This window comes from Streptomyces sp. NPDC006997, from assembly GCF_040635175.1.
GTDB lineage: Bacteria > Actinomycetota > Actinomycetes > Streptomycetales > Streptomycetaceae > Streptomyces.
This window is the reverse complement of record NZ_JBEYHH010000003.1, coordinates 282,363-307,362: the sequence shown is the minus strand read 5'-3', so window position 1 is coordinate 307,362 and position 25,000 is coordinate 282,363. Positions and strand designations below refer to the sequence as shown.

General features: G+C 72.5%; 18 protein-coding genes and 1 tRNA gene. 11 read left to right on the top strand and 8 right to left on the bottom strand.

What is annotated here, in order from left to right; genetic code table 11:
• The first annotated feature begins 293 nt into the window (after positions 1-293).
• The 7 genes from ABZ659_RS04550 to ABZ659_RS04520 all read left to right on the top strand — a co-directional run bounded on the left by ABZ659_RS04550 (position 294) and on the right by ABZ659_RS04520 (position 11,112).
• Positions 294-1,691 carry a hypothetical protein gene (locus ABZ659_RS04550; protein WP_360213320.1) on the top strand — a complete coding sequence of 466 codons (1,398 nt, stop codon included), beginning with the start codon at positions 294-296 and terminating at the stop codon, positions 1,689-1,691.
• 14 nt (positions 1,692-1,705) lie between these two features.
• Complete coding sequence (locus tag ABZ659_RS04545) at positions 1,706-2,725, top strand: glutamate ABC transporter substrate-binding protein (RefSeq protein ID WP_360213318.1); 1,020 nt, start codon at positions 1,706-1,708, stop codon at positions 2,723-2,725.
• Between the two features lie 59 nt (positions 2,726-2,784).
• Positions 2,785-4,095: a hypothetical protein gene (locus tag ABZ659_RS04540; protein WP_360213316.1), complete on the top strand. Its 1,311-nt coding sequence runs from the start codon at positions 2,785-2,787 to the stop codon at positions 4,093-4,095.
• A 22-nt stretch (positions 4,096-4,117) separates the two neighbouring features.
• The gene (locus ABZ659_RS04535; protein WP_360213314.1) at positions 4,118-6,700 is read left to right on the top strand and encodes a tetratricopeptide repeat protein; all 2,583 of its coding nucleotides are present in this window, start codon (positions 4,118-4,120) and stop codon (positions 6,698-6,700) included.
• Positions 6,701-6,703: 3 nt separating this feature from the next.
• Positions 6,704-8,068, top strand: a complete 1,365-nt coding sequence (locus ABZ659_RS04530) for a PP2C family serine/threonine-protein phosphatase (RefSeq protein WP_360213312.1) — start codon at positions 6,704-6,706, stop codon at positions 8,066-8,068.
• 279 nt (positions 8,069-8,347) lie between these two features.
• Positions 8,348-9,694: a VWA domain-containing protein gene (locus tag ABZ659_RS04525; RefSeq protein WP_360213310.1), complete on the top strand. Its 1,347-nt coding sequence runs from the start codon at positions 8,348-8,350 to the stop codon at positions 9,692-9,694.
• A gap of 71 nt (positions 9,695-9,765) precedes the next feature.
• The gene (locus ABZ659_RS04520) at positions 9,766-11,112 is read left to right on the top strand and encodes an FHA domain-containing protein (RefSeq protein ID WP_360213308.1); all 1,347 of its coding nucleotides are present in this window, start codon (positions 9,766-9,768) and stop codon (positions 11,110-11,112) included.
• Here ABZ659_RS04520 and ABZ659_RS04515 read toward each other — a convergent pair.
• Positions 11,093-12,118: a methyltransferase domain-containing protein gene (locus ABZ659_RS04515; protein ID WP_360213306.1), complete on the bottom strand. Its 1,026-nt coding sequence runs from the start codon at positions 12,116-12,118 to the stop codon at positions 11,093-11,095. The genes ABZ659_RS04520 and ABZ659_RS04515 overlap by 20 nt on opposite strands.
• Positions 12,119-12,228: 110 nt before the next feature.
• On the opposite strand from ABZ659_RS04515, the gene ABZ659_RS04510 reads away from it, so the two are divergent.
• A complete protein-coding gene (locus ABZ659_RS04510) occupies positions 12,229-12,642 on the top strand; it encodes a globin (RefSeq protein ID WP_360213304.1) in 414 nt (137 codons plus the stop codon).
• 30 nt (positions 12,643-12,672) lie between these two features.
• Here the strand turns inward: ABZ659_RS04510 and ABZ659_RS04505 are convergent, their stop codons facing one another.
• The 3 genes from ABZ659_RS04505 to ettA are packed head-to-tail and all read right to left on the bottom strand — an operon-like array spanning position 12,673 to position 15,427.
• Entirely contained in the window at positions 12,673-13,353 is a 681-nt protein-coding gene (locus tag ABZ659_RS04505) for a hypothetical protein (RefSeq protein WP_360213302.1), read from the bottom strand.
• Positions 13,350-13,760 (bottom strand): thioesterase family protein, encoded by a 411-nt coding sequence (locus tag ABZ659_RS04500; RefSeq protein ID WP_360213300.1) that lies wholly within the window; start codon positions 13,758-13,760, stop codon positions 13,350-13,352. The genes ABZ659_RS04505 and ABZ659_RS04500 overlap by 4 nt, the downstream gene beginning before the upstream one ends.
• Before the next feature lie 2 nt (positions 13,761-13,762).
• Positions 13,763-15,427 carry an energy-dependent translational throttle protein EttA gene (gene ettA, locus ABZ659_RS04495; RefSeq protein WP_360213298.1) on the bottom strand — a complete coding sequence of 555 codons (1,665 nt, stop codon included), beginning with the start codon at positions 15,425-15,427 and terminating at the stop codon, positions 13,763-13,765.
• 223 nt (positions 15,428-15,650) lie between these two features.
• On the opposite strand from ettA, the gene ABZ659_RS04490 reads away from it, so the two are divergent.
• On the top strand, positions 15,651-15,950 hold the full coding sequence (locus tag ABZ659_RS04490) for a hypothetical protein (RefSeq protein WP_360213296.1): 300 nt from the start codon (positions 15,651-15,653) through the stop codon (positions 15,948-15,950).
• A gap of 13 nt (positions 15,951-15,963) precedes the next feature.
• On the opposite strand, the gene ABZ659_RS04485 is transcribed toward ABZ659_RS04490, so the two are convergent.
• The 4 genes from ABZ659_RS04485 to ABZ659_RS04470 form a co-directional block, all read right to left on the bottom strand.
• Entirely contained in the window at positions 15,964-17,295 is a 1,332-nt protein-coding gene (locus tag ABZ659_RS04485; protein WP_360213412.1) for a TQXA domain-containing protein, read from the bottom strand.
• Between the two features lie 374 nt (positions 17,296-17,669).
• A complete protein-coding gene (locus tag ABZ659_RS04480; protein ID WP_360213294.1) occupies positions 17,670-18,194 on the bottom strand; it encodes a single-stranded DNA-binding protein in 525 nt (174 codons plus the stop codon).
• A 243-nt stretch (positions 18,195-18,437) separates the two neighbouring features.
• Positions 18,438-20,780 (bottom strand): GTPase, encoded by a 2,343-nt coding sequence (locus ABZ659_RS04475; protein WP_360213292.1) that lies wholly within the window; start codon positions 20,778-20,780, stop codon positions 18,438-18,440.
• A gap of 3 nt (positions 20,781-20,783) precedes the next feature.
• The gene (locus ABZ659_RS04470) at positions 20,784-22,394 is read right to left on the bottom strand and encodes a dynamin family protein (protein ID WP_360213290.1); all 1,611 of its coding nucleotides are present in this window, start codon (positions 22,392-22,394) and stop codon (positions 20,784-20,786) included.
• Between the two features lie 318 nt (positions 22,395-22,712).
• Between ABZ659_RS04470 and ABZ659_RS04465 the strand changes: the two genes are divergently transcribed.
• Together ABZ659_RS04465 and ABZ659_RS04460 are read left to right on the top strand one after the other, a co-directional pair.
• A tRNA-Arg gene (locus ABZ659_RS04465) sits at positions 22,713-22,785 on the top strand.
• A 303-nt stretch (positions 22,786-23,088) separates the two neighbouring features.
• Positions 23,089-24,999 carry a TerD family protein gene (locus ABZ659_RS04460; protein WP_360213288.1) on the top strand — a complete coding sequence of 637 codons (1,911 nt, stop codon included), beginning with the start codon at positions 23,089-23,091 and terminating at the stop codon, positions 24,997-24,999.
• The last annotated feature ends 1 nt before the right edge of the window (position 25,000 follow it).

Here is a 25,000-nt window from a genome sequence, read left to right as displayed (position 1 = left end):
ACCCCGCACCCCACAGCCCGCGCGGTTCCGAGGACGGACACCCCCCGGCGCGGCCCCGCACCACCCCCCGGCAGACAGCGCTACCCCAGCCACCCACCAAACAGCCACAGGCCGCCGCAGGCACCCCCAACCCCCGGGAACCGAACCGATTCCACCGACGTATTCATGGGCAGGGGTGGTCCAGCGCAAGCACCCCGCTGCGATCCGATCAAGATCCAGTCAAGCCCGGTGCCATTGTCAGTCCCGGCGGAGATACTTGCGGCAACGGGGGATGACCACGGGGGAGGTCAGCAGTGACACACACGCCGACAGGCAGCGCGGCACCACCAAGCCAGACGCAGTCCACACCTGCCCCCGACCCCACCCGCCGCCGCACCGCCTTCGCCGAGGGCGCCGACCGCCTCCGCGCAGCCGCCACCACCGAACCCGGCCGCCTCCGCATCATCGGCGCGGTCCTCGCCCTCCTCGTCGTCACCTTCGGCACCGTCACCGCCTGGCAGACCACCCTCCGGTCGTCCGCCGCCGACGACGTCCTGCACAAGAGCCAGCCCCTCAGCTCCGCCGCCGCCGACATCTACCGCTCCCTCGCCGACGCCAACACGGCCGCCTCCAGCGGCTTCCTGGCCGGCGGCCAGGAGACCAAGGCGTCCAGGGACCGCTACGAGGAAGACATCCGCACGGCCGCCGCCAAACTCATCACGGCCGCCAACAACAGCGACCCGGCCTCCCCCGCCGCCAAGACGATCGCGAAGCTCAACCGCCTCCTCCCGGAGTACAAGGGCCTGATCGAACGCGCCCGCGCCAACAACCGCCAGGGCTACCCCCTGGGCGGCGCCTACCTGCGCTACGCGAACGACAAGATGCAGAACGACATGCTCCCGGCCGCGGAGGACCTCTACACCTCCGAGAACGAACGCCTGCGCGGGGACTACGACAACGCCACCCCCTACCCCTGGGCGGCGATCGCCCTCGGCGTCCTCGCCCTCGCCGCCCTCGCCTGGGCCCAGCACCGCAACTACCAGCGGACGAACCGCGTCCTGAACCACGGCCTGGTCGCCGCGACGGCCACCACCACGGTCGTCCTGCTCTGGCTGGTGATCGGCCACACGGTCGCCCGCCAGGGCCTGAACGCGTCCTACGACCACGGCGTGCGCTCCCTCAACGTCCTGCACGACGCCCGCATCGCCTCCCTCAAGGCCCGGGGCAACGAGAACCTGACCCTGGTCAGCCGCGGCGCCGAGACGGTCGAGGTCAAGACGGGCCAGTTCGAGGACAAGTTCGACGTCGCCTTCAGAGCCTCGATGGACGACCTCGCCGACCGCCTCGACGACGCGCGGGAACTCGCCGACGACGCGACGGGCGAGGAGCCCGTCCAGGCCGCCACGGGCAACATGGAGGAGTGGCGGTCCCGCCACGCGGAGGCCCGCGGCGCCGACGACGCGGGCGACTACCAGGCGGCTCTGGACAAGATCATCGGCTCGAAGGACGACAAGCCGACGCGCGAGTGCTTCGACAGCGTCGACAGCAACCTGCGCGCGGCCCTCGCCCACGAGGAGAACGAGTTCAAGGAGTCCGCGGGCGACGGCCTGGACGCGATGACGGGCCTGTCCGTCGGCGCGGCCGTCCTCGCGGTACTCGGCGCGGCGGGCGCGGTCCTCGGCATCGGCCGCAGGCTTTCGGAGTACCGGTGAAAGGGGGCGTGAGGATGCACGCACGACGCTGGCGGACCAGCCTCCGGGGCTGGGGCGGGGTGGGCGCGATGGCGGTCGTCTGCGCCCTGGCGACCGCCATGATCCTGCTGCTGCCGCTCACCCAGCCCGCCGTGGACGGCAGTACGGGCATCGGCGGCCAGGGCGTGGCCGAGGGCAGGCAGACCAGGGCCGAGGCGTGCGAGGACAACCCGCAGGACCTCAGCCTCCCCCCGTCGGCGGCGGAGGGCCCGGCGATCGAGGCCATCAAGAAGCGCGGCCACCTCTCGGTCGGCGTGGACCAGAACAGCTACCGCTGGGGCTACCGCGACCCGAACAACACCGACACGGACGTCCGGTTGGAGGGCTTCGACATCGACCTGGCCCGCCGTATCGCGCGGGAGCTGCTGGGCGACCCGGACAAGATCAGGTTCAAGGCGATCCCGACCAACCAGCGCGTCCCGGCGATCCAGAGCGGCCAGGTCGACATGGTGGTCCGCACCATGACGATCACCTGCTCACGCCTGGAGCAGGTGGACTTCTCCGCGCCGTACTTCGTGACGGGTCAGCAGGTCCTCGCCCCCAAGTCCTCCCCGGTCAAGGGCTACGACGAGTCGCTCGCCAACCAGCGGATCTGCTCGGCGGACGGCTCGACGGCATACGAGAAGCTCGACGCGGACAGGAAGTCCGGTGAGCTGCCCGCCTCCGCGGACATCTCCCTCACCGTCCCGAACCAGCTCGACTGCCTGGTCCGGCTCCAACTGGGCGAGGCGGACGCGGTGGTGACGGACGGCGCGCTGGCGGCGAGCCAGGCGGCGCAGGACCCGGCCGTGATGCTGAAGGGGGACACGTTCACGACGGAGTACTACGGCGTGGCGATGAAGAAGGGCGCCGACGATCTGGTACGCCGGGTCAACCGAATACTGGAGGACTACCGCCAGGACGGCGGCTGGAAGAGGTCGTACGACAACTGGCTGTCGGCGACGCTGGGTTCGGACTCGGACTCGGCGACGCCACCGGTACCGAAGTACACATAGAGCAACCCGGCACACACCGGCACACACACCGGCACCACAACAGCGACGAGAGGTGATCGATGGGCGCGGGACCCACCGGGCCGGTACTGGACCGGGACGAGGTGGACCGTGCGCTGGCGCGGCTCGGCGCGGAGCACGAGGCGATCGAGACCTCACTCCTCGCCCTCCAGGACCACGCGGGCCGCAGACTCCTGGAAGGCGCCGACCTGACCGGCACCACCAAGGAGCGCTGGGCCGCCACGGAGGCGGCGATCACGCTGCTGTGGACGTACTTCGACGCGTACACGGACGCGCTGCGCACGGCCCGCGACATCCGTTCCCGCCGCCGCTGGTCGAGCCGCGAGGACCTGTCGGAGCTGACGGAACTGCTGCGCGGCGAGTCGGTCACGGTGGCGGGCAGCGCCACGGCGACCGTGACGGCGAACGCGCCCACTCCGCACGGCGGCACGGGAAAGCTCAGCCACAGCTACTCCCTCACCACCCTCGTCGACCGGATGAACGAGCTGTACGCGACATCGCTGGACATGGTCGTCGCGGCCGACGCGGTCTGGTCGGCGCTGCCCGCCAGGATCGATTTACTGGCCGCGGAGCTCCAGCGCACCCGGCAACTGGCGCACTCGGTGGGCGTACGCCCGGGCGAGCACCCGGCGGGCGACGACCTGGAGCGCATCACGCGCACGCTCACCTCGCTGCGTGAGCAGGTGGTGTCGGACCCGCTGGCGTACTGGGTGCCCGCGCAGGGCAGTTCGGCGCCGGGCGGGGGCAGGCCGGACACCACGGTGTACGACAGGGAGGCACGGGCGCTGGAGGAGGTCCGCCGGGAGATCGACGCGGTACTGGAGGTCCGTAAGGACGCGGAACAGCGGCTGATCAAACTGCGGGACGTGCTCTCGCGGGCGGACCGCACGCTCGCGGAGGCCCGTACCGCGCGCGGCGAGGTGCTGGCGAAGATCGCGGCGACGGAGGTCCCGGTGGTCAGCGGCCCGCCCACGGCGCTCCAGGAACAGCTGGCGACGGCGGCGGAGTACCGCCGCCAGGGCCAGTGGCACCGCCTGTCGCCGCTCCTGGAGTCGCTGGAGCAGAAGGCGGAGGACGAACTGCTGCGCGCCCGCGAGTCGTTGACCGAGGTCACCGCGCCGCTGGCGGTCCGCGCCGAGCTGCGCGGGCGGCTGGACGCGTACAAGGCGAAGGTGGCCCGGCACGGCCTGGCGGAGGACCCGCTGCTGATGGAGCGGTACGAGAAGGCGCGTCGCATGTTGTGGAGCGCGCCCTGCGACCTGCGGGTGGCCGAGCAGGCGGTGCTGCGCTTCCAGCAGGCGGCGGCGGACCTGCTCAGCGGCCCGCGGGACCGCCGGGGACCGGGCGCGTGAGCGAGAAGGGGGACACAGCGTCATGAGTCAGGCACCCACGGGCGGCCCCCACACGGGCCAGCCCCTCCCGGACCAGCCCCGGCAACCCTGCCAGCGCCCCGGCTGCGACGGCGCGTACGAGGACATGGGCGGCGGCGAGCTGTACTGCGACACCTGCGGTCTGGCCCCGGTGGTCTCCCCGACCGGCGCGGTCGGCTCACCCCCCACGGGCATCACCGCTGGCGGCGGAAGCTCCGGTTCCCGAAGCTCCACGAGTTCCCGCCCGTCGTCGCGCCCGTCGTCCCGTACGTCGTCACAGTCGTCGAAGTCCCGCCGCTCGGTGTCGGGCAGACTGTCGCGCTCGCTGTCGGGCAGGTCGACCGGCCGCTCGGTCTCGGTCCGCAGTTCCGGCTCGACGGCCGCCTCGTCGGCGCGGGGCCGACTGGGCGCGGGCCTGGTGCAGGTCCCGCAGGTGCCGCGCCCCGACCCGCGGGCGATGGTGCTGGAGAACCCGGAGGTGCCGGAGCGCAAACGGTACTGCTCACGCTCGGACTGCGGGGCGCCGGTGGGTCGCGCCCGCGGCGACCGGCCCGGCCGTACGGAGGGCTTCTGCACGAAGTGCGGCCACCCGTACTCCTTCATCCCGAAGCTGAGGGCGGGCGACATCGTCCGCGGCCAGTACGAGGTCGCGGGCTGTCTGGCGCACGGCGGCCTCGGCTGGATCTACCTCGCCGTGGACCGCGCGGTGTCCGACCGCTGGGTGGTCCTCAAGGGCCTGCTGGACACCGGCGACCAGGACGCGATGGCCGCGGCGATCTCCGAGCGGCGGTTCCTCGCGGAGATCGAGCACGCGAACATCGTACGGATCTACAACTTCGTCGAGCACCTCGACCAGCGCACGGGCTCCCTGGACGGCTACATCGTCATGGAGTACGTGGGCGGCAAGTCGCTCAAGGAGATCGCCAACGCCCGCCGCGGTCCCGACGGCCGCCGCGATCCGCTGCCGGTGGAGCAGGCGTGCGCGTACGGCATCGAGGCGCTGGAGGCGCTGGACCACCTGCACAGCCGCAACCTCCTGTACTGCGACTTCAAGGTCGACAACGCCATCCAGACGGAGGACCAGCTCAAGCTGATCGACATGGGCGCGGTGCGCCGCATGGACGACGACGAGTCGGCGATCTACGGCACGGTCGGCTACCAGGCGCCGGAGGTCGCCGAGGTGGGCCCGTCGGTGGCGTCGGACCTGTACACGGTGGCGCGCACGCTGGCCGTCCTGGCCTTCGACTTCCAGGGCTACACCACGGTCTTCGCGGACTCCCTGCCCGACCCGGACAGCATCGAGGTCTTCCGCCGGTACGAGTCGTTCTACCGCCTCCTGGTCCGCGCGACGGACCCGGATCCGGCGCGCAGGTTCGCCTCGGCGCAGGAGATGGCGGAGCAGCTGACGGGCGTACTGCGGGAGGTGGTGTCCCTGCAGACGGGCCGGGCGCGCCCGGCGCTGTCGACGCTGTTCGGCCCGGAACTTCGCGTGCCGGACACGGAGTTGTTCCCGCCTCTGGAGGGCGAGGTCTCACGCCTGGGGGCTCGCGCCCCGCGTGCCCGCCGCACGCCCCGCGCGCTTCCCCAGGGGGCCGCGGTCACCACCACCCCGCCGCCGCCCACCGCCGCGCTCTCCCCCCTGGTCAGACCCGTCCACACCCCCACCGCCGCCCTGGCCCTCCCGGTCCCCCGGGTCGATCCCACCGACCCCAACGCGGGGTTCCTCGCGGGCCTGCTGGCAACGGCCCCCTCGGAGTTGCTGAGCGCACTCGCCGCGGCCCCGGCGGCGTCGGTGGAGACCCGGCTCCGGCAGGTCCGCGCCTGGCTGGAGAACGGCGACTCGGCGCCCGCGCTGACCGTCCTGGGACAGCTGGAGACCGAACACCCGGACGACTGGCGGGTGGTCTGGTACCGGGGCGTGGCCGCGTTGGTGACCGGCGACCGGGAGAGCGCCGCGCTCGCCTTCGACGCGATCTACGACGCCTTCCCCGGCGAGATCGCGCCCAAGCTGGCGCTCGGCGTGTGCGCGGAGGTGCTGGGCCAACTGGACAACGCCGCCGAGTACTACCGTCTGGCGTGGACGACCGACCCGAGCCAGGTGAGCGCCGCCTTCGGGCTGGCGCGGGTGCAGTTGGCGAGCGGCGACCGGCGTGGGGCCGTCACCACCCTGGAGTCCGTGCCGGAGAGCTCCATCCACTACATCCCCGCTAGAGTCGCGGCAGTGCGGGCCCGGCTGCGGCAGCGCACGGAGGTGACCGGTGCCGTACCTTTCCTGGACGATCTGACCGCGGCAGCGCGGCAGGTCGAGGCGCTGGAGGGGTACGGTCTGGACGCGACGCGGCGGGAGCGGTTGGCCACGGAGGTGCTCGGTTGCGCGCTGGACTGGATACTCTCCGGTAGCCAGGGTTCCGTCCCGCCCCAGGCCGCCGGGGGACGGACGCTGCTCGGCAGCGGCCTGGACGAACGGGGCCTCAGGTTGGGCCTGGAGCGTTCGTACCGCACGCTGGCCCGGCTGGCCCGGGGCGGCGAGGAGAGGATCGACCTGGTGGAACGTGCCAATCGTTACCGCCCCCGGACATGGGTGTAGTTGATGTCGCAGATGCCCCAGCAGGCCGCCCTGTCGAGGTGTCCGAGCTGCGCCGAGCCGCTTGAGTCGGGTGACCGTTTCTGCGGTGCGTGCGGATACGACCTGTCCGCCGTACCGCCGCCGCCGGACGACAACCCGACGCTCACCATGACCAACGGCTCGGCGCCCCCGGCCCCCGGGCACCTGCCGACGGCCGCCGTCGTGGCCGTACCCCCGGCAGCGGGCACCGAGATGCGCTTCGACCACCGCCACCAGCCCTCCCCGCAGCCGGAACCGGCACCGGCACCGGCACCGGGAGCAGCGCCGGGAGCGGTGCCGGAACCAGCACCGGGAGCAGCGCCGGGAGCAGCGTCAGGACCGGCGCCGGAACCGTCGCCGGAACCGGAGGAGTACCCCCTCCAGGCCCCGGACCCCCGGATCGCCGCGGACATGGCCGCGCCGCCGGGGCCCACCGCCAAGGTGTGCGTCGCCTGCCGCGCGGGCCGGGTCGACGACGACGGCTACTGCGAGACCTGCGGCCACGCCCAGCCGCGCGAACGCGACCACATGGAGCAGGAGTCGGGCCCGATCGCCGCGGTGAGCGACCGCGGCCTGCGGCACCACCGCAACGAGGACGCGTTCGCCATCGGCCGCACCACGCTGCCCGACGGCGCCCCCGCGACGCTGGCGATCGTCTGCGACGGCGTCTCCTCGGCGACCCGCCCGGACGACGCCTCGCTGGCCGCGTCGAAGGCGGCGAGCGAGTCCCTGCTCGCCGCGCTGCCGCTGGGCACGCATCCGCAGCAGGCGATGCACGAGGCGATCGTCGCGGCCTCGCACGCGGTCAACTCCCTGGCGCGGGAGCCGCAGACGGCCCGCGAGCACGCCCCGCACCAGAACGCCCCGGCGTGCACGCTCGTCGGCGCGGTAGTGACGGCGGGCCTGCTGGTGGTCGGCTGGGTCGGCGACAGCCGCGCCTACTGGGTGCCGGTGGACCGCGGCGCGCCCCCCGCCCGGCTCACCGAGGACGACTCGTGGGCCGCGCAGATGGTCGCCGCGGGCCTGATGAACGAGGCGGAGGCGTACGCCGACGAGCGCGCCCACGCCATCACCGGCTGGCTCGGCGCGGACGCCTACGAACTGGAGCCGCACACCGCTTCCTTCAAACCGGACCGGCCGGGTGTGGTGGTGGTGTGCACGGACGGCCTGTGGAACTACGCCGAGGCGGCCGAGGAGATGGCGCGGGTGGTGCCCGCCGACGCCGCCGTCCGGCCGCTGCACGGCGCCCGGGTCCTCGTCGGCCACGCCCTGGACGGCGGGGGCCACGACAACGTAACAGTGGCCCTCGTGCCGTTCCCGACCCCGCCGCAGGGGGCAGGATCGGCCTGAGGCCACGGGTCATACGTGGGCAACACGGACTGCGACGGACCGCGATCGACCACGACGGACCACAGAGAACCACGCACGACGGACCACAGAGAACCACGACGGACCATGACGGGCCGCAGAGAACCACTGCGACCCACAACGACCCACAACGAGCCACAACGGACCGCAGCTGACCGCAAGGGACCACGACGGACCGGAGGGGACCGGTCCGCACACCGTCGTCGCCTTGGTGCGCGCCCGGCGGCGTCGACCAGGGCAACAAGGGGGATTTGAGTAGGCATGGCCATTTTCTCGAAGTCGAACGTGCCGCAGTTCTCGGTGGACGTGTACCAGAACGAGTACCTCCCCGAGGGTGGCCGCGAGGTCAACGCGATCGTCACGGTGACCGCCACCGGCGGGGGCACGGTCGGGAGCGCCGTGGCGGCGCCCCACCTCTACTCGCCGGGGCAGGGCCCGTCCGCAGCCGTGGCGATCATGGTCGACTGCTCCGGCTCGATGGACTACCCGCCGACCAAGATGCGCAACGCCCGGGACGCGACCGCCGCGGCCGTCGACACCCTGCGCGACGGGGTGCACTTCGCGGTGGTCGGCGGCACCCACGTGGCGAAGGAGGTCTACCCGGGCGGCGGCCGGCTCGCGGTCGCCGACGCCACCACCCGGAACCAGGCCAAGCAGGCGCTGCGCAAGCTCAGCGCGGGCGGCGGCACGGCGATCGGGACCTGGCTGCGGCTGGCGGACCGGCTGCTGTCGTCGGCGGACGTCGCGATCCGGCACGGCATCCTGCTCACCGACGGCCGCAACGAGCACGAGTCGCCGGAGGACCTGAAGGCGGCACTGGACGCCTGCGCCGGACGGTTCACCTGCGACGCGCGGGGCGTGGGCACCGACTGGGAAGTGAAAGAAGTCACAGGGATCGCCTCGGCCCTGCTCGGCACCGCCGACATCGTCGCCGACCCGTCCGGACTCGCCGCCGACTTCACGCGGATGATGGAGACGGCGATGGGCAAGGAGGTCGCGGACGTCGCCCTGCGGCTGTGGACCCCTGTCGGTACGACGATCAGGTTCGTCAAACAAGTGGCGCCCACGGTCGAGGAACTGACCGACCGGCGCACGGAAGCGGGCCCCCGGGCCGGGGACTACCCCACCGGTTCCTGGGGCGACGAGTCCCGTGACTACCACGTCTGCGTGGAGGTCCCGGTGGCCGGGATCGGCCAGGAGATGCTGGCGGCGCGGGTCTCGCTGGTCATTCCACAACCGGACGGCACGGTGCAGAACCTGGGCGCCCAGGGCCTCGTACGGGCCGTGTGGACGGACGACATGGCCGCCTCCACCTCGATCAACCCCCAGGTCGCCCACTACACCGGGCAGGCCGAACTGGCACAGGCCATCCAACAAGGGCTCGATCTACGCAAAGCGGGAGACTTCGACGGAGCAACGGCCAAACTGGGCCGCGCCGTTCAGCTCGCCAGCGTCTCCGGCAACGCCGATACCGCGAAACTGCTCGCGAAGGTGGTGGACGTGGTCGATGCCCCGACAGGTACTGTGCGACTGAAGGCGAAGGTCGAGGACGCCGACGAGATGACGCTCGAAACTCGGTCGACAAAGACTGTTCGTGTAAAGAAGTGACTGGGCCTGACCCCTCGGGGTGGGGAGAAATCCGGCCGGAGCGGCCGGAAAGGAGAGGGGGAAGCGCCGACATGCCGACCTGCCCGAACGGACACCAGTCGGGTTCCGACGACTGGTGCGAGGTCTGCGGTCACCGCATGGCCGGTGCCGTGCCTCCGCCCCCGCCGCCACCGCCCCCGGGCGGCGGCTACGGCTTCCCGCCGCCCGGCGGTGGCCGGGGGAACCCCGAACCGGAACTCTGCCCGCAGTGCCGTACGCCCCGCGAGGGCGGCGCGCCGTTCTGCGAGGAGTGCCGGTGGAACTTCCTCACCAACACCGCGACCTCGTACACCCCGGCCGCGCCGCGCCCCTCGTCGCCGGGCACCGGGGGCCCGAACTTCCAGCGGCCGTCCGGCCCGCCGCCGTCCTTCGGGGGCGGTGACTCGTACGAGTACCAGGGCTCACGCCCGTCCCAGATGAACCGCCCGGCGGAGCCGATCCCACCGGGCCCGCCCGGTTCGCCGTTCGGCGGCGACCCGGGACCGTCCGGACCTCCCGGCCCGCCCGGTGGGCCTGGCGGCCCTGGGCACCCCGGCCCGTCCGCCTTCGGCGGCGACCCCTCCCGACCGGTACCGCCCCCGCCCGGCCCGACGCCGCACGCGGGGCCGGGTGGGCCGGGTGGGCCCGGTGGACCAAGCGGCTTCGGCGGCCCCGGTGGCCCGGGGGGTCCCGGCGCGGGCGGCGGCGCCCCGCAGGCCTTCCAGCAGCCCCCCGGCCAGGGCGGCCCGGGCGGCCCCGGTCCACAGGGCCCGCCCCCGCCCCCCGGCTTCCCGCAGGACCCGAACCGCCCCCAGCCGGGCGGCGCACCCGGCGCCTCCCCCTTCGGCGACGACGACTGGGTCCTCTCCCCGCCCTCCGGAACCAACCCGGGCGGACCGGGCGGCCCCGGCGGCCCCGGCGCCCCCGGCGGCTACGGCTATCCGCAGCCCGGCGCCACCCAGGCCCCGCCCGGCCCGGCCGCCCCGCAGCGACCGGCGACCTGGCTGGCGACCATCGGCCCGGACCGCGACTACTTCATGTCGATGATGCAGCGCTCCGGCCCCGAGGCGGCGGGCCTCAACCTGCCCGCGTACTCCCCGGAGCAGCAGCGCACGCTCTCCGGCAACCAGGTCACCATCGGCCGCCGCCGCCACTCCACCGGCGAGACCCCCGACATCGACCTGTCGGTGCCGCCGGAGGACCCGGGCGTCTCGCACCAGCACGCGGTGCTGGTGCAGCAGCCGGACGGCACCTGGGCGATCGTCGACCAGAACTCGACGAACGGTACGACGGTCAACGGCTCGGAGGAGCCGATCCAGCCGTTCGTGCCGGTGCCGCTCCAGGACGGCGACCGCGTGCACGTGGGCGCCTGGACGACGATCACGATCCGCCGGGGCTGAAGCCGGGGTCCGGACCGCCCGAGAGGGGCCAGGAGTACGGCCCCTCCGGGTCGTCCAGCCACGCCCACTCACGGTCGCCGACGACGGTGATGCCGTACCGCGCGCGTCCCGGCCGGTCCTCGCGCTCCCACAGGGCGTACGCCTCCTGCGGGTCGAGGCGGCCCCGGGTGAGGGCGAGCAGGAAGCGGAACAGTTCGTGCTCCCGGCCCCGGCGCGGCACCCCGCCCAGCGGCACGGCGTCCGGCCCGGGCCCCTCCGTACCCCCGCCCCGCAGCGGCACGAAGTAGGCGGCGGTGTCCAGGAAACGGCCCTCGGCGTGTCCGGCGTCGTGCACGGTCAGCGCGACCAGGCCGGTGGCGAGCGGGGTCAGCACGCGCCCGCCGGGGCGGCACTGGGCGATCCAGGCGCCGGGCACGGACGGCAGGGCGCAGGTGGCGATGATCCGGTCGTAGGGGGCGCGTTCGGGTACCCCGCGCGCCCCGTCCCCGGTGCTGACGGCCGGGTGGTACCCGGCGGCGGCGAGATGCCGTCGGGCGGAGTCGGTGATCTCGGGTTCCAGGTCGACGGTGGTGACGAGGTCGTCGTCGCCGAGCCGGTGGGCGAGCAGGGCGGCGTTGTACCCGGTGCCGGTGCCGATCTCCAGGACGTGGTCGCCGTCCGTCACGCCCAGCTCGACCAGCATGGTCGCCATCAGGGACGGCTGGCTGCTGGAGGAGAGCAGCTCACCGTCGCGCAGCCGGGTGGCGAGCGGGGTGTCGGCGTACGCCCCGCGCACCCAGCGCTCCCGCGCGCCTTCCTCCGGACTGTCGCACCAGCGGCGCTCGAAGCCGCCGACGACACCGACGTAGTAGTACGGCACGAACAGATGGCGTGGGACGGCCTCGAACGCCGCCCGCCAGACGGGGTCCGCGTCGAAGGTGCCGTCGGCGGCGATCTCCCGCACCAGCGCGGCCCGTGCCGACGCGGCGAGGTCGTCCAGGTCGTTGCCGCCCGCGTGCGCGCCCATGGGTCCACTGTGCGGCGCACGGGCGCCGGAGGCGAGTACCCGGAGCGAAGACAGCGCTCCGGTCTGACGTGGTCCTAGGGCTTGAGTCCTGGTCCACCCGGTCTGAGACCATGGGGAGCGTGAAAGAGATCCGGCGTGGCACGCTTCAGGAGCAGACCTTCTACGAGCAGGTCGGCGGGGAGGAGACCTTCCGTCGGCTCGTCCACCGTTTCTACGAGGGAGTCGCCGAGGACCCGGTCCTGCGGCCGATGTACCCCGAGGAGGACCTGGGGCCCGCCGAGGAGCGGCTGACCCTCTTCCTGATCCAGTACTGGGGCGGCCCGACGACGTACAGCGACAACCGCGGCCACCCGCGGCTGCGGATGCGGCACGCGCCGTTCACCGTGGACCGCGCCGCGCACGACGCGTGGCTGAGGCACATGCGGGTCGCGGTCGACGAGCTGGGCCTGTCCGAGGAGCACGAGGAACAGCTGTGGCGCTACATGACGTACGCGGCGGCGTCGATGGTGAACGCGCCGGACTGACGCCGCGGCGCCCGCGCCCGGAGGGGCCGCTCAGCGCCGGACGCTGAGCGGCAGCGCCCCTGCCCCCACCGGCCCCCGTACGGCGACGGACCCGTACGGCGTACGCAGCCGCAGCCAGGCCCCGGACGAGAACAGCCCCGCGCCCGCCGTGCCCGGCCCGCGCAGGAAGCCCAGCGACTGCGCGGCGTGCACGGCCCGCACGGGCAACCCGGTCTCCCCGACCGTCCGGGACCAGATCTCCCGCCCGATGCGGTCCAGCTCGGCCCGGGTGCGCCGCTCGTCGGTGAGTTCGCCGGTCCGGGCGCGGAACTCGGCGACCCCGGCGGCGACCATCGCCCGCAGGTCGTCGGGGCCGGGCAGTCCCGGCTCCGCCCGCCAGCCGCCGCGCGGCGGCAGCACGCCCGCCCAGGGCGGCCCGGTCACCGCGGCGGGTACGACGGCGGTGGCGGCCTGCTCGTCGACGGCCTCCAGAAACTCCCCCGCGGAGACGGTGGTGTCGAGGACGGCGTCGATGCCGTCCTCGTAGGGTTTCGCCAGCCGCGCGGTGCGGACGGCCAGCACCTCGAAGGACGGCGGCCGTCCGAAGACGGCGAGCGCCTTGCCCGCCGCCTGGAGACGGACGGCGGCTCCACGGTCGTAGTGGAGCAGCCGGGAGAGGAAGGCGGCGAGGTCCGTGGCCTCCCCCTCGTCGACGAGGTCCAGCACCGTCATGCGGCGACGGCCTCCTCCGCGTCGTCCATGTACTCCCGCAGGAACTCGCGTTCCTCGGAGGTGATCCGGCGCGGGCGCTGGGCCTCGAAGTCGAACGGCACGATGACGGTCGAGGCCCGTACGTAGAGGACGTCCCCGTCCTTCACCTCGTAGGTGAGGGTGAAGGACGCGGCGCGTATCTCGGTGACCCACAGCTCGATGTCGACCGGGTGGTGCCGGTGGACGAGCTGCCGCTTGTAGTCGATCTCGTGGCGCGCCACCACCGACCCCTGCTGGAACTCCTTGTCCGGGCGGAACAGGAAGTCGATACGGGCCTCCTCCAGGTAGCGGAGGAAGACCACGTTGTTCACGTGCCCGTACGCGTCCATGTCCGCCCAGCGCAGTGGGCAGCGGTAGATGTGCCGCAAGGTCAGCCCCGAGTCAGCTTCTTGTACGTCGCGCGGTGCGGACGGGCGGCGTCCGGCCCGAGCCGCTCGATCTTGTTCTTCTCGTACGACTCGAAGTTGCCCTCGAACCAGAACCACTTGGAGTCGCCCTCGTAGGCGAGGATGTGGGTGGCCACGCGGTCCAGGAACCACCGGTCGTGGGAGACGACCACCGCGCACCCGGGGAAGTCCAGCAGCGCGTTCTCCAGGCTGCTGAGCGTCTCCACGTCGAGGTCGTTGGTCGGCTCGTCGAGGAGGAGCAGGTTGCCGCCCTGCTTGAGGGTGAGCGCGAGGTTCAGCCGGTTGCGCTCACCACCGGAGAGCACTCCGGCGGGCTTCTGCTGGTCCGGCCCCTTGAACCCGAAGGCGGAGACGTACGCCCGCGAGGGCATCTCCACCTGGCCGACGTTGATGTAGTCCAGCTCGTCGGAGACGACGGCCCAGAGGGTCTTCTTCGGGTCGATGTTCTCGCGGCTCTGGTCGACGTACGAGATCTTGACGGTCTCGCCGACCTTGATCGAGCCGGAGTCGGGCGTCTCCAGCCCCTGGATCATCTTGAACAGCGTGGTCTTGCCGGCGCCGTTGGGGCCGATGACGCCGACGATGCCGTTGCGCGGCAGCGTGAAGGAGAGGTCGTCGATCAGGACCTTGTCCCCGAACGCCTTGCCGAGGTTGTTGACCTCGACGACGATGCTGCCGAGCCGCGGCCCCGGCGGGATCTGGATCTCCTCGAAGTCCAGCTTCCGCATCTTCTCGGCCTCGGCGGCCATCTCCTCGTACCGCGCGAGGCGGGCCTTGGACTTGGCCTGCCGCCCCTTGGCGTTGGAGCGGACCCATTCGAGCTCTTCCTTGAGCCGCTTCGCCCGCTTGGCGTCCTTCTGCCCCTCGACCTTGAGACGCGTCTGCTTGGTCTCCAGGTACGTGGAGTAGTTGCCCTCGTACGGGTAGGCGCGCCCGCGGTCCAGTTCGAGGATCCACTCGGCCACGTTGTCGAGGAAGTACCGGTCGTGGGTGATGGCCACGACGGTGCCCTCGTACTTGGCGAGGTGCTGCTCCAGCCAGTTCACCGACTCGGCGTCGAGGTGGTTGGTGGGCTCGTCGAGGAGCAGCAGGTCGGGCGCCTCAAGCAGCAGCTTGCAGAGCGCGACGCGGCGCCGCTCACCACCGGAGAGGGTGGTGACGGGCCAGTCCCCGGGCGGGCACCCGAGCGCGTCCATGGCCTGCTCCAGCTGGGCGTCGAGGTCCCAGGCGTTGGCGTGGTCCAGCTCCTCCTGGAGCTTGCCCATCTCGTCGAGCAGCGCGTCGGAGTAGTCGGTCGCCATCAGCTCGGCGATCTCGTTGAACCGGTCGAGCTTGCCCTTGATCTCGGCGACGCCCTCCTGGACGTTCTCCAGGACCGTCTTGTCCTCGCTCAGCGGCGGCTCCTGGAGCAGGATGCCGACGCTGTACCCGGGCGACAGGAACGCGTCCCCGTTCGACGGCTGCTCCAGCCCCGCCATGATCTTGAGCACGGTCGACTTGCCGGCACCGTTCGGACCGACGACGCCGATCTTCGCCCCCGGCAGGAAGTTCAGGGTGACATCGTCGAGGATCACCTTGTCGCCGTGCGCTTTACGCGCCTTGCGCATGGTGTAAATGAACTCAGCCAAGAGAAACCGTCCGGCAACTTGAATCTGGCAGTGGGCAGATACACCCCATCTTGCCGTACGGCTAGCCCTGGGCGGAAACGCGCATCGGGTGGGGGGTGTGACCTGGGGTTTTGTGGTCGGTCGCTGGTGCTGAGCCGTTGCTGGTGGGGGACTGGCCAGCACGTGGCGTGAGGTGGGGAGGGTGTGGGGGATGCGGGGGCGCGTCGTCCGGGTGGTTCGGGGTGTGGGTTCCTTCTTCAGGTGGCTGTGGGAGGAAGTCGTCGGGGAGGCCGTGCTGACGGTGGTCGCCTGCGGTGCGCTCGTGGGGCTGGCGCTGGCCTTCGTCTGGGGGTGGGAGCGCAGTCCGGGTGTCACCGGGAGTGCCGGTGGCGTTGTGCTGGCTTTTCTGGGCTTCGCCGGGTGGGAGGTGCTGCGTCCCGGCAGGGCGGGACGGCGGGGGCGACTGGTCGGGGTGGCGGCCCTTGCGTTCTGCTGGGCCGCCGCCTTCCTTGCCTACGCCTTCTGGTCCTGCGGCTGCCTGTGAGGGAGCTGAGGTGTTACGGCGTGTTCCTGCGGCGTACGAGGATCAGGGACGCGCCGCCGATCAGCACCAGGCCGATCGCCGTGCCCGCGATCAGAGGGGTCGCGTTGGAGGAGCCCGTCGCGGCCAGGTTGAGGTCGTCCGAGGGGGCGCTGACCGTGGGGGTGGGCTCGGTGCCGGTCTGGGTGGTGATGCCGGTGTCCATGCCCTGGGTCTTGCAGTCCAGGACCCCGGTGAAGCGCTTCTCGAAGCCGGTGGGGCTGGTGATGGTGAGGTCGTAGGGCTGGTCTTCCCGCAACGGGACCGTCACCGTGCTGGTCGCGCCCGCGGCGATGCTGTGCTCGGCGCCGAGCAGCTCGAAGGTGAAGGGTGCGTCGCCGACGTTGGACGCCGTGATGTCCAGGCCGCCCTCGGCGCAGTTCTTGCGGGCGGACACCGCGGGTATGGCGCCCGTCGAGGCCCAGGTCGCGGTCGCCGTCACCGAGACCGTGGACCCGCTGGAACCGGCCAGGATCTGGGTCTGGCTGCGGCTCTCGGAGGCGAAGGCGCGGCCGACCGGGACGGTGGTCGTGGCGTTCAGCGTCAGTTCCGCCGTGCCGTCCGCCGCGTCCTCGGGGACGTCGAAGAACAGGCGGTCTCCGTCGGCCGCCGACGTGACCGGCTCGCCGTCCGCGTCGACGATGCGGACGCCGCTGGTGACGGCGTTCGCCGGCGGGGTGACCGTCACCGTCTCGGCGTCGGTGCGCACCGTCACCGGGCCGAGCTTCTCGCCGGGGCGGCCGGAGACCGCGGGCGGGTCGAGGGTGAGGGACGCCTTCGGCTCCTCCGCGTCCCGCGCGTTCTTCTCCAGGTAGTCCGCGAGCTTCTCGGCCTCGGCGTCCACGGCGTCGACGTCCGCGCCGTCGGAGTAGCGCCAGATGGCCACCTGCGTGCCGGCCGCCGCGTCCTGCTCGGTGAGGCCGCCGCTGATGCCCGCCTCGCGGGCGAGTGCCGCGAGGTCGTTCACCTGCGGGTAGGAGTTCTGGAGGATCCAGCGGATCCGGCCCGCGTCCTCGTTGGCGCCCAGGGACGTGCCGCTCCACGGCGTCTCGTAGTACCTGGCGTCCTCCTGCGTGGGGTTGTGCAGGTCGACGCAGTAGGTCTGGAGGGTGCCGCCGCCCTCGACGGACATCTCGAACAGGCCCGCCGACACCTCCAGGTCCCCGCTCTCCGCGTGGACCACCGCGGCGCCGTACGTCTTCAGACCGCTGATGGTCGCCGTCGCCCCGCCCCGGGGTGCCGTCCCGCTGTCCGCGACGGCCGTGCCCGCACCGGCTGCCACGCTGGTGGCGACCAGTCCGGCGGCCAGCGCCGCGCCCGCGGCACGACGGGCCACCCGCCGTCTGCGCTCCGGCTGCCGAAGCAGTGCGAGCGGTGCGGACAGCGTCGACAGCACGGACGGCGCGGAGAGCGAAGAAAGCACGAAATTCCCCTTCGAGTGGCACCCGTTGACGCGGAGAGCAGGTCCCACCAGCAGAAATCAGCAGCCCCAGTAACCCCAAGAGCTATTTCTGGCATCCTAGGTACGGGCCCGCGCCGCTTTTCCCGGAGATCCCGTCGGCCAACCGATCCGAATCGGAATCGTTATCGCCGAGACCGGTCGCGAGCAGGGCTTATCGACAAATCCACCCCGTTGGGCGGCGTTCAACCGCCGATAAGACGCGGTTTGGCTGGCCGTCACGGTTACGTCACCAATGCCGGTTCCGGGGTCTGGTGGCCGTGCCTGGTCTCCGCGGGCCGCTCCGGTCCCCCGGGGTCGGAACTTCCGGTCGGCGTCTCCCAGTTGGGCTCCGGCTGCTGTGCCGTCGTCTGGGTGGCGGGCGCTGTGCCCGCTCCCGCGGGCTCCCCCCTGCCGGGCGGGCGGCGGAAGGCGGTCGTGCCGCGGGCCAGGTCGTGGCCGATCGCCACCGCGTCGATGTCGGCCGACGTCCGGTTCTGCCCCTCGCGCACATCCGTGCGCACCTTCAACCTGCCCTGCACGATCACGGGTTCGCCCACCGACAGGCAGGCCATCGCGTTGGTGGCGAGCTGCCGGTTGGCCCACACGGTGAAGAAGTTGGTGTGCCCGTCCGTCCACGCGCTCTTCTCCCGGTCCCAGTACCGCGCGGTCACCGCCAGCCGGAACCGGGTCGACGGACCCGACGCCAGCTCCCGGTACACCGGCTGCGTCGCGACGTTGCCCACCACGCAGATCACCGTCTCGTTCATGGCTGTCCCCTCCCTGCCCGCCCCGGGACGATCACGCCGGGCGCGGACGGATACGCCGACGGGTCCGTCCCGTACGGCTGCGTCTGCCGGGCGACCGCCTCCGTCGCGATCGCCGCACCGCCAGACTGCCTCCGCCGGGCCGGACCCGCTGAGCGCTGTGGACCAACCCCCGCCTGTGGACAACTCCGCCACCCAGGCGAGTGACCACCCCACCTCGGTCTCCCCCACCAGGGCCCCGGGCCATCACCTCCCCGCGGGCACCCCCACCGCCTCCCCCGCCCCGATCACCCGCGCGTACTGCTCCCGTACCTCCCGGTACCGCAGCAGCTCCGCCGCCACCGGGTCGAGCACCCGCGCCCGCCCGCACCCGGCCGCCGCGTCCCGCAACCGGCGTTCCGCCTCCAGGCCGTAGCGTCGGGCCGGTCCCCGGGCGGCCATCCTGCAACTCCACTCGACGAGCGGTCCGCCGACGATCCCGGCCACCATCAGCAGCACCGGCACCCCCAGGTTCGGCGACATCACCCCCACGATCTGTCCCACCAGCCACAGGCCGCCGACCACCTGAAGCAGCGTCATGGACGCCTGGGCGAGGACGGCCGCGGGCCACCAGCCCGGCCGCGGCGGACGCCCCGGCGGCAGTCCGGCCCGCGCGGCCAGCTCGTCCAGCGCCTCCGGCAACCCCTGCGACCCGCGTACGGCGGCCTCCCGCACGGCCTGCGCCCAGGGCGCGGGCAGCCCGGCCGACGCCCGGTCGGCCACCGTACGCACCGCCTGCTCGACGCGCTGCCGCGCGGTGGCCTCCTCCTCCGGCTGCGGGCGGACCGGGAACCGCCCGGTCAACGGATCACGCCGCCCCTCGAACCAGCGCCACAGCCGCAGCCACGGCGTCCCACACGCCCGGTTGGCGTTGCGCAGCCACGCCCGTTCGGCGGCCTCCCCGGCGGCGGTGGCGCCGACGGCGTCCGCGAGCCGCGCGGAGAACTCGTCCCGCGCACGTTCGCTGAGCCCGCTGCGCCTCCCGGTGGCGTACACCGGCCACAGCCGTACGGCGGCGGCGTCCAGGTCGGCGGAGATGCGGCGGGCCGCCGCGCCGCGCTCCGCCACGAACTGGCCGAGCGACTCCCGCAGTTCGCCGAGGCCGTCCCCGGTGAGCGCCGACACCGCGAGCACGGACGCGCCCGGTTCGCCGTACTCCCCCAGGGCGATGCCGTCCTCGTCGAGGAGACGCCGCAGATCGTCGAGGACCTGCTCGGCGGCCTCTCCGGGCAGCCGGTCGATCTGGTTCAGGACGACGAACATGACCTCCGCGTGACCGGCCATGGGCCGCAGATAGCGCTCGTGGAGGACGGCGTCGGCGTACTTCTCCGGATCGACGACCCAGATCACCGCGTCGACGAGCGCCAGCACCCGGTCCGCCTGCTCCCGGTGCTGTACGGCCGCCGAGTCCAGGTCGGGCAGGTCCACCAGGACCAGTCCGCGCAGTTGCTCCTCCGCCTCGGGGCTCTGCACGGGGCGGCGGCGCAACCGTCCCGGGATGCCCAGCCGGTCGATCAGGCTCGCGGCGCCGTCGCTCCAACTGCACGCGATGGGCGAGGCGGTGGTGGGCCGTCGTACCCCCGTCTCGGAGATGGTCACGCCGGCGAGCGCGTTGAACAGCTGGGACTTGCCGCTGCCGGTCGCGCCCGCGATGGCGACGACGGTGTGCTGCCCCGAGAGCCTGCGCCGCGCGGCGGCCTCGTCCAGGACCCGGCCCGCCTCGCCGAGCGTCCGGCCGTCGAGCCGCGCGCGCGAGAGCCCGACCAGCTCCCGCATGGCGTCCAGCCGCGACCGCAACGGCCCGTCGTACGCCAGCTGCGGCACGCTCCGCGGTCCCGGCGTCCGGGTCTCCACGACGGCGACGGCGGCGGCAGCGGCTGCCTGCCGGGCCGCGGCCTCCTCGCTCACCCGCCGCGCGATCAGCCCGTCGTCCCAGCCGCCCCCCGGGTCCGCGTCGTCGTCCCCCGTACGGCGCCCGGTGGCCTCCGTACGGCGGTTCCTACGGCGGTCAGCAGGGCGCTCACCGGGAGGCGCGGGAGCGGGGGCGGCACCGGAGGGGCGCGCGGTCTGCCGCTGCTCCGAGGCAGCGCCGGTCTTGGAGCCGGTTTGGGGGGAGTCCGCCTGGGAGACCGGCTGAGGGACCGCTTTGGAGTCCCCCTCGGGTCGCACCTCGGGCACCGCCTCGGAGTCCCCCTCGGATCGCACCTCGGGCACCGCCTCGGGCACCGCCTTGGAGTCCTCCTCGGGTCGCACCTCGGGCTCCTCCTTGGAGTCCTCCTCGGAGCCCGCCTCCTGGGCGTCATCCCGGTCGTTCCGGTCGGCCCCCTGCTCCGCCGCGCGGGGTGCCGAAGGCTTCGCGGGGGGATCGTCCGGCTCGTCGCCGTCCTCTTCCGAGTCGGCCTCCTCACGCCCCTCGGACGCGCCCTCCGCGGAAGCGTCATCGGCCTCGGCCTCGGCGGCACCCTCGGTGCGCTCCGCGTGCTCGATGTGCTCGATGTGCTCGATGTGCTCGGCCTGTTCCGTGTGGTCCTGGTCAGTGACGGCGGTCACCGGTCACCTCTCCTTCTGAAGTACGGACAGCGCGGCGATGAGTTCGGCCTGTGGCTCCGGGTGGACCTCCATGGCGTCCAGCGGGGCGAGACGGCGTTCGCGCTCGGTGTTCATCACCCGGTCCAGACAGTCGATGAGCAGACGCCCGCCCCGGTCGCGCAGCCGCAGCGCGCCGTGGGCGCCGATCCGCTCGGCGAGGCCCTCCCCCGCGGAGCGCGCCCGTCGGCCGCCCAGCAGCGCCGTGGCGACGAGCGCGGCGATCACCTCGGGGTCGGGCGCGACGCTCCGGTCGAGTTCGCGCACCTCCTCCTCGGCGTACTCCTCCACCTCGCGCCGCCACCGCCGTACCGCCAGCCCGATGCGGTGCTCGACGGTCTCGGTGGACGGCTCCTGGGCGGCGGTGAGTTCCGGCGCGCCCGCCGCGGGTTCGCGCCGCCAGGCGTCGTCGACGCGTTCGTCGGCGGCGGTGACGGCGCACAGCAGCAGCTCGCACAGGCTCTCCACCAGGGCGTCGAGGAGTTCGGCCGCGGTGCAGTCGAGGGGGAAGGCGCGCCAGCGTTTCAGCGCGTCCCCGGCGAGTACGGCCCCCAGCTGCAACCGCCCCCGTACGCGCGAGTGTTCGCTGTCGTAGGCGGTGTCGACGGCGCCGGTGAGCCGCAGGGCGGCGGCGTACTGCGCGGCGGCGGCACCGGCGAGTTCGGGCAGCCGGGCCTTGAGGGAGTCGAGGAGGCCGTACGCCGTGCGGGCCATGGTGTGCTGGCGGGCGCTGGGGTCCTGGGCCTGCTGGACGAGCCAGGTGCGCAGCGACGCCACGGCGGTGGCGGGCAGTAGTCCGCCGCCCCAGGCCGACTCGGGCAGCTCGGGCACGGTGAAGCGGGGTACGTCGCCGAGCCCGGCCTTGGTGAGCAGCGCCCCGTACTGCCGGGAGACCTCGGAGACGACCTGGTGGGGTACCCGGTCCAGGACGGTCACGAGGGTGGCCCGGTACTCCTTGGCGGTGCGCAGCAGGTGCCAGGGCACGGCGTCGGCGTAGCGGGCGGCCGTCGTGACCATGACCCAGATGTCGGCGGCGCAGATCAGCTCGGCGGCGAGGACGCGGTTGTCGGCCACCAGGGAGTCGACGTCGGGGGCGTCGAGGAGGGCGAGGCCGGGCGGCAGGGTGTCGGCGGTCTCGATCCTGAGGACGCGCGCGGGGTCCTCCCCGGGGAGGAGGAGATCGTCCGCCGACTCGCGCTGGGGCACCCACACACGCGTGAGGTCGGGCAGTACGCGCATCCCGCTGAACCAGTGGTGGTCCTCCGGATGGCAGACGAGCACCGGCGTCCGGGTCGTGGGCCGCAGCACCCCCGCCTCGCTGACCCGTCTCCCCACGAGGGAGTTGACGAGGGTCGACTTGCCCGCGCCGGTGGAGCCGCCCACGACGGCCAGCAGGGGTGCTTCGGGTTCTCTCAACCGGGGCACCAGGTAGTCGTCGAGCTGCGCGAGGAGTTCGTCGCGGTTCGCACGCGCGCGTGCGGCCCCCGCCAGGGGCAGCGGGAAGCGTGCGGCGGCGACACGGTCGCGCAGGGCGGAGAGTGCGTCGAGCAGCTGAGGCCGTACGTCCAAGGTCACCACATGCGAAGAATGCCCAATTTTAGGGGAATTCTGAAGCATATAGACATGTCTGCGCGCCGATGGAACACAAGGGACGGAAGGGATGAGCGGGACATGGGCACAGCCGAGGCATAACGAGTACACAACACCCGGGACGCGGGGCGCCAAAAGCGATGCACGATTCGTACCTGCCTGCGATTATCGGGACCGCTTCACCGAACCTCCACACCGAGCCACGGAGGAGGAGCGACAGGGACACGGATCCGGGAGCCCTATCCTTGTCCCCGGCAACGTCAGGGAACAGCCCGTACCCGGGCACCGCGACAGAGGCCACACCAGGCCCCCGTAGCTCAGTGGATAGAGCAGGCGCCTTCTAAGCGCTTGGCCGCAGGTTCGAGTCCTGCCGGGGGCGCCCAGTCTCCACCCTCCCATCGGGAGGGCATTTTTGCTGGTCAGATGCCGTTTAATCGGGCTCGACAGAGCAGTTTCAGGGGTGCGGGTGGGCCCCGGGCGGAGTCGGCAGGTGTCCGGCTGGAGACGATTTCGTCCGGCCCTCGACGGGTGTCCTTCCCGAAAACTTCCCGAAGTTCCGAAGCGATCTTTCTGCAACCCCTCGGCGGTCGAGGCGCGACGATCACCCGGCCACACCCCTCAGATGGGGGCAAATCGCCATACAGGTTGAAGGAGCTCTGAATGTCAGATCATCCCTGCCGCCATGAGTCTCGTCTCCACCTCCTTCGACGTGCCCGACACGGGCGACTACGCACACGACTGGGCCCTGGTTGATGTGGAGACGTCGGGCCTCATAGCCCGGCGAGACCGCGTGCTGTCCGTCGCGGTGATCACGATCGGCCCGGACGGCGAGCAGACCGGGGAGTTCTCGACCCTGCTCAATCCGGCCTGCGACCCGGGACCGGTGGAGGTGCACGGGCTGACCGTCGAGCGGTTGCAGGGTGCGCCGAGCTTCGACCAGGTCGCCGGGCGGATCGGCGCGATGCTCCAGGACCGGGTCCTGGTCGCCCACAACGCCCAGTTCGACTACGACTTCCTGGCTCACGAGTTCGCCCGCGCGCGGATGTGGCTGCCGGTGTCGCAGCGGCTGTGCACCCTGGCTCTGAACCGCCAGGTGGACCCGCCGACGAACGACATGAAGCTCGGCACCCTCGCCGCCCATTACGGCGTCCCTCAGCAGCGTGCGCACGATGCGCTGGACGACACCCGTGTGCTGGCCGGGATCCTGCGGGCGTCTCTGCGTGAGGCGGCGCGGCTCGATCTGCCCTTGCCACTGGTGGCCTGCCCGCCCCGGGCGGAGTCGCAGTTCACACCGAAGCCGCCAAAGACTCCCTGCGCCTACCGCAACCCGGGACGCATGACTCCCGGCGGGCCTCTCCAGCAGGGGATGAAGGTCGCGATCACCGGTGAGACCGCCCATGCCCGTGCGGAGCTGGTGGGGCGGGCGGTCGCCGCCGGGCTGAACATGATGACCTCCGTCAGCCGACACACCAGCGTGCTGGTCACCAATGAACCGGCGTCTGGTTCGGCGAAGGCCCGACGCGCAGTCGCCGAAGGCGTGCCGGTCATCGACGAGCACACCTTCCTGCGGCTGCTGGCCGACGTACGGCCGGGAACAGCACATGAGACGACGGCCGCGGCTGTCACCCCAGTGGCCGAGCCGGAACCAGTACCAGTCGTCGGACCCGTGGAGTCAGCGCGCACCCCAACCGGTGCCGTACCCGTCCCGCAAGCCGCAGCCCTCCCCCGGGCCGCATCCGGTACGGGGGTACCCGCTCCGCGCCGACCGGTGCCCTCCGTCGGCACGTCGGACAAGCCTCTGGCCGGGCGTCGCGTACTAGTGCTCGGCGGTGTCCATGCCGATGCCGCGGCGGCCCGTACCCGCATCGTCGAACTCGGAGGGTCCGCGGCCATCAACCTCTCCGCCAGCGTCACCGACGTCGTACTCCTGAAGGGAGGGGAGGGTGACCGGCGCATGAGCCGCATCACCGCCCTCGAACTCCCCGTGCACGACCTCCACTGGCTCAGTGCTCCGGCCGTCACCGCTCCGACCTCGGCGACGTTCCGGACTCAGGAGCCGCACGTGATGCCGAGAGGCGGCGTCATCGACCTGCCCATGCCGCAGGGCAGAGCCGCGCCGGAGTGGTACGTCACCGCCGGCTGGGCCCCGCAGTCCGACCACGGGATCGACGTCGTCGCCTTCCTCCTCGACGAGGACGAGCAGGTCACCTTCGACGAGGACTTCATCTTCTACGGCGCCCCGGAGAACCCGTCCGGAACCGCGCGGCTGCTGACCGGCGGCCCCGCCGAACAGACCATCGCCCTCAACCTGGCCTCCCTGCCGCCCGCGACGCGCAAGGTCGTCGTCGCCGCCGCCATCGACGGCGCCGCCACCTTCGGGACGGTCGGTGCGATCCAGATCGGTGCCGCCCCCGGCAGCAGCGGCGCACCGCTCGCCCGGGCAACCCTGGACGCCGCCACCACCGAACGCACCATGCTGCTCGCGGAGGTCTACCGCCGTGGCCCGGTGTGGCGCCTTCGAGCCGTCGGCCAGGGCTACGACCACGGCCTCGACACCCTCGCACGCGGATACGGCGTCAACATCGCCGACTGAA

Excerpts from the sequence above, each read along its gene's own strand:
- ABZ659_RS04480 (WP_360213294.1), bottom strand. The coding sequence starts at position 18,194 with ATGAACGAGACGGTGATCTGCGTGGTGGGCAACGTCGCGACGCAGCCG.
- ABZ659_RS04545 (WP_360213318.1), top strand. The coding sequence starts at position 1,706 with ATGCACGCACGACGCTGGCGGACCAGCCTCCGGGGCTGGGGCGGGGTG.
- ABZ659_RS04515 (WP_360213306.1), bottom strand. The coding sequence starts at position 12,118 with ATGGGCGCGCACGCGGGCGGCAACGACCTGGACGACCTCGCCGCGTCG.
- ABZ659_RS04535 (WP_360213314.1), top strand. The coding sequence starts at position 4,118 with ATGAGTCAGGCACCCACGGGCGGCCCCCACACGGGCCAGCCCCTCCCG.
- ABZ659_RS04530 (WP_360213312.1), top strand. The coding sequence starts at position 6,704 with ATGTCGCAGATGCCCCAGCAGGCCGCCCTGTCGAGGTGTCCGAGCTGC.
- ABZ659_RS04520 (WP_360213308.1), top strand. The coding sequence starts at position 9,766 with ATGCCGACCTGCCCGAACGGACACCAGTCGGGTTCCGACGACTGGTGC.
- ABZ659_RS04510 (WP_360213304.1), top strand. The coding sequence starts at position 12,229 with ATGGGGAGCGTGAAAGAGATCCGGCGTGGCACGCTTCAGGAGCAGACC.
- ABZ659_RS04505 (WP_360213302.1), bottom strand. The coding sequence starts at position 13,353 with ATGACGGTGCTGGACCTCGTCGACGAGGGGGAGGCCACGGACCTCGCC.
- ABZ659_RS04525 (WP_360213310.1), top strand. The coding sequence starts at position 8,348 with ATGGCCATTTTCTCGAAGTCGAACGTGCCGCAGTTCTCGGTGGACGTG.
- ABZ659_RS04460 (WP_360213288.1), top strand. The coding sequence starts at position 23,089 with ATGAGTCTCGTCTCCACCTCCTTCGACGTGCCCGACACGGGCGACTAC.
- ABZ659_RS04540 (WP_360213316.1), top strand. The coding sequence starts at position 2,785 with ATGGGCGCGGGACCCACCGGGCCGGTACTGGACCGGGACGAGGTGGAC.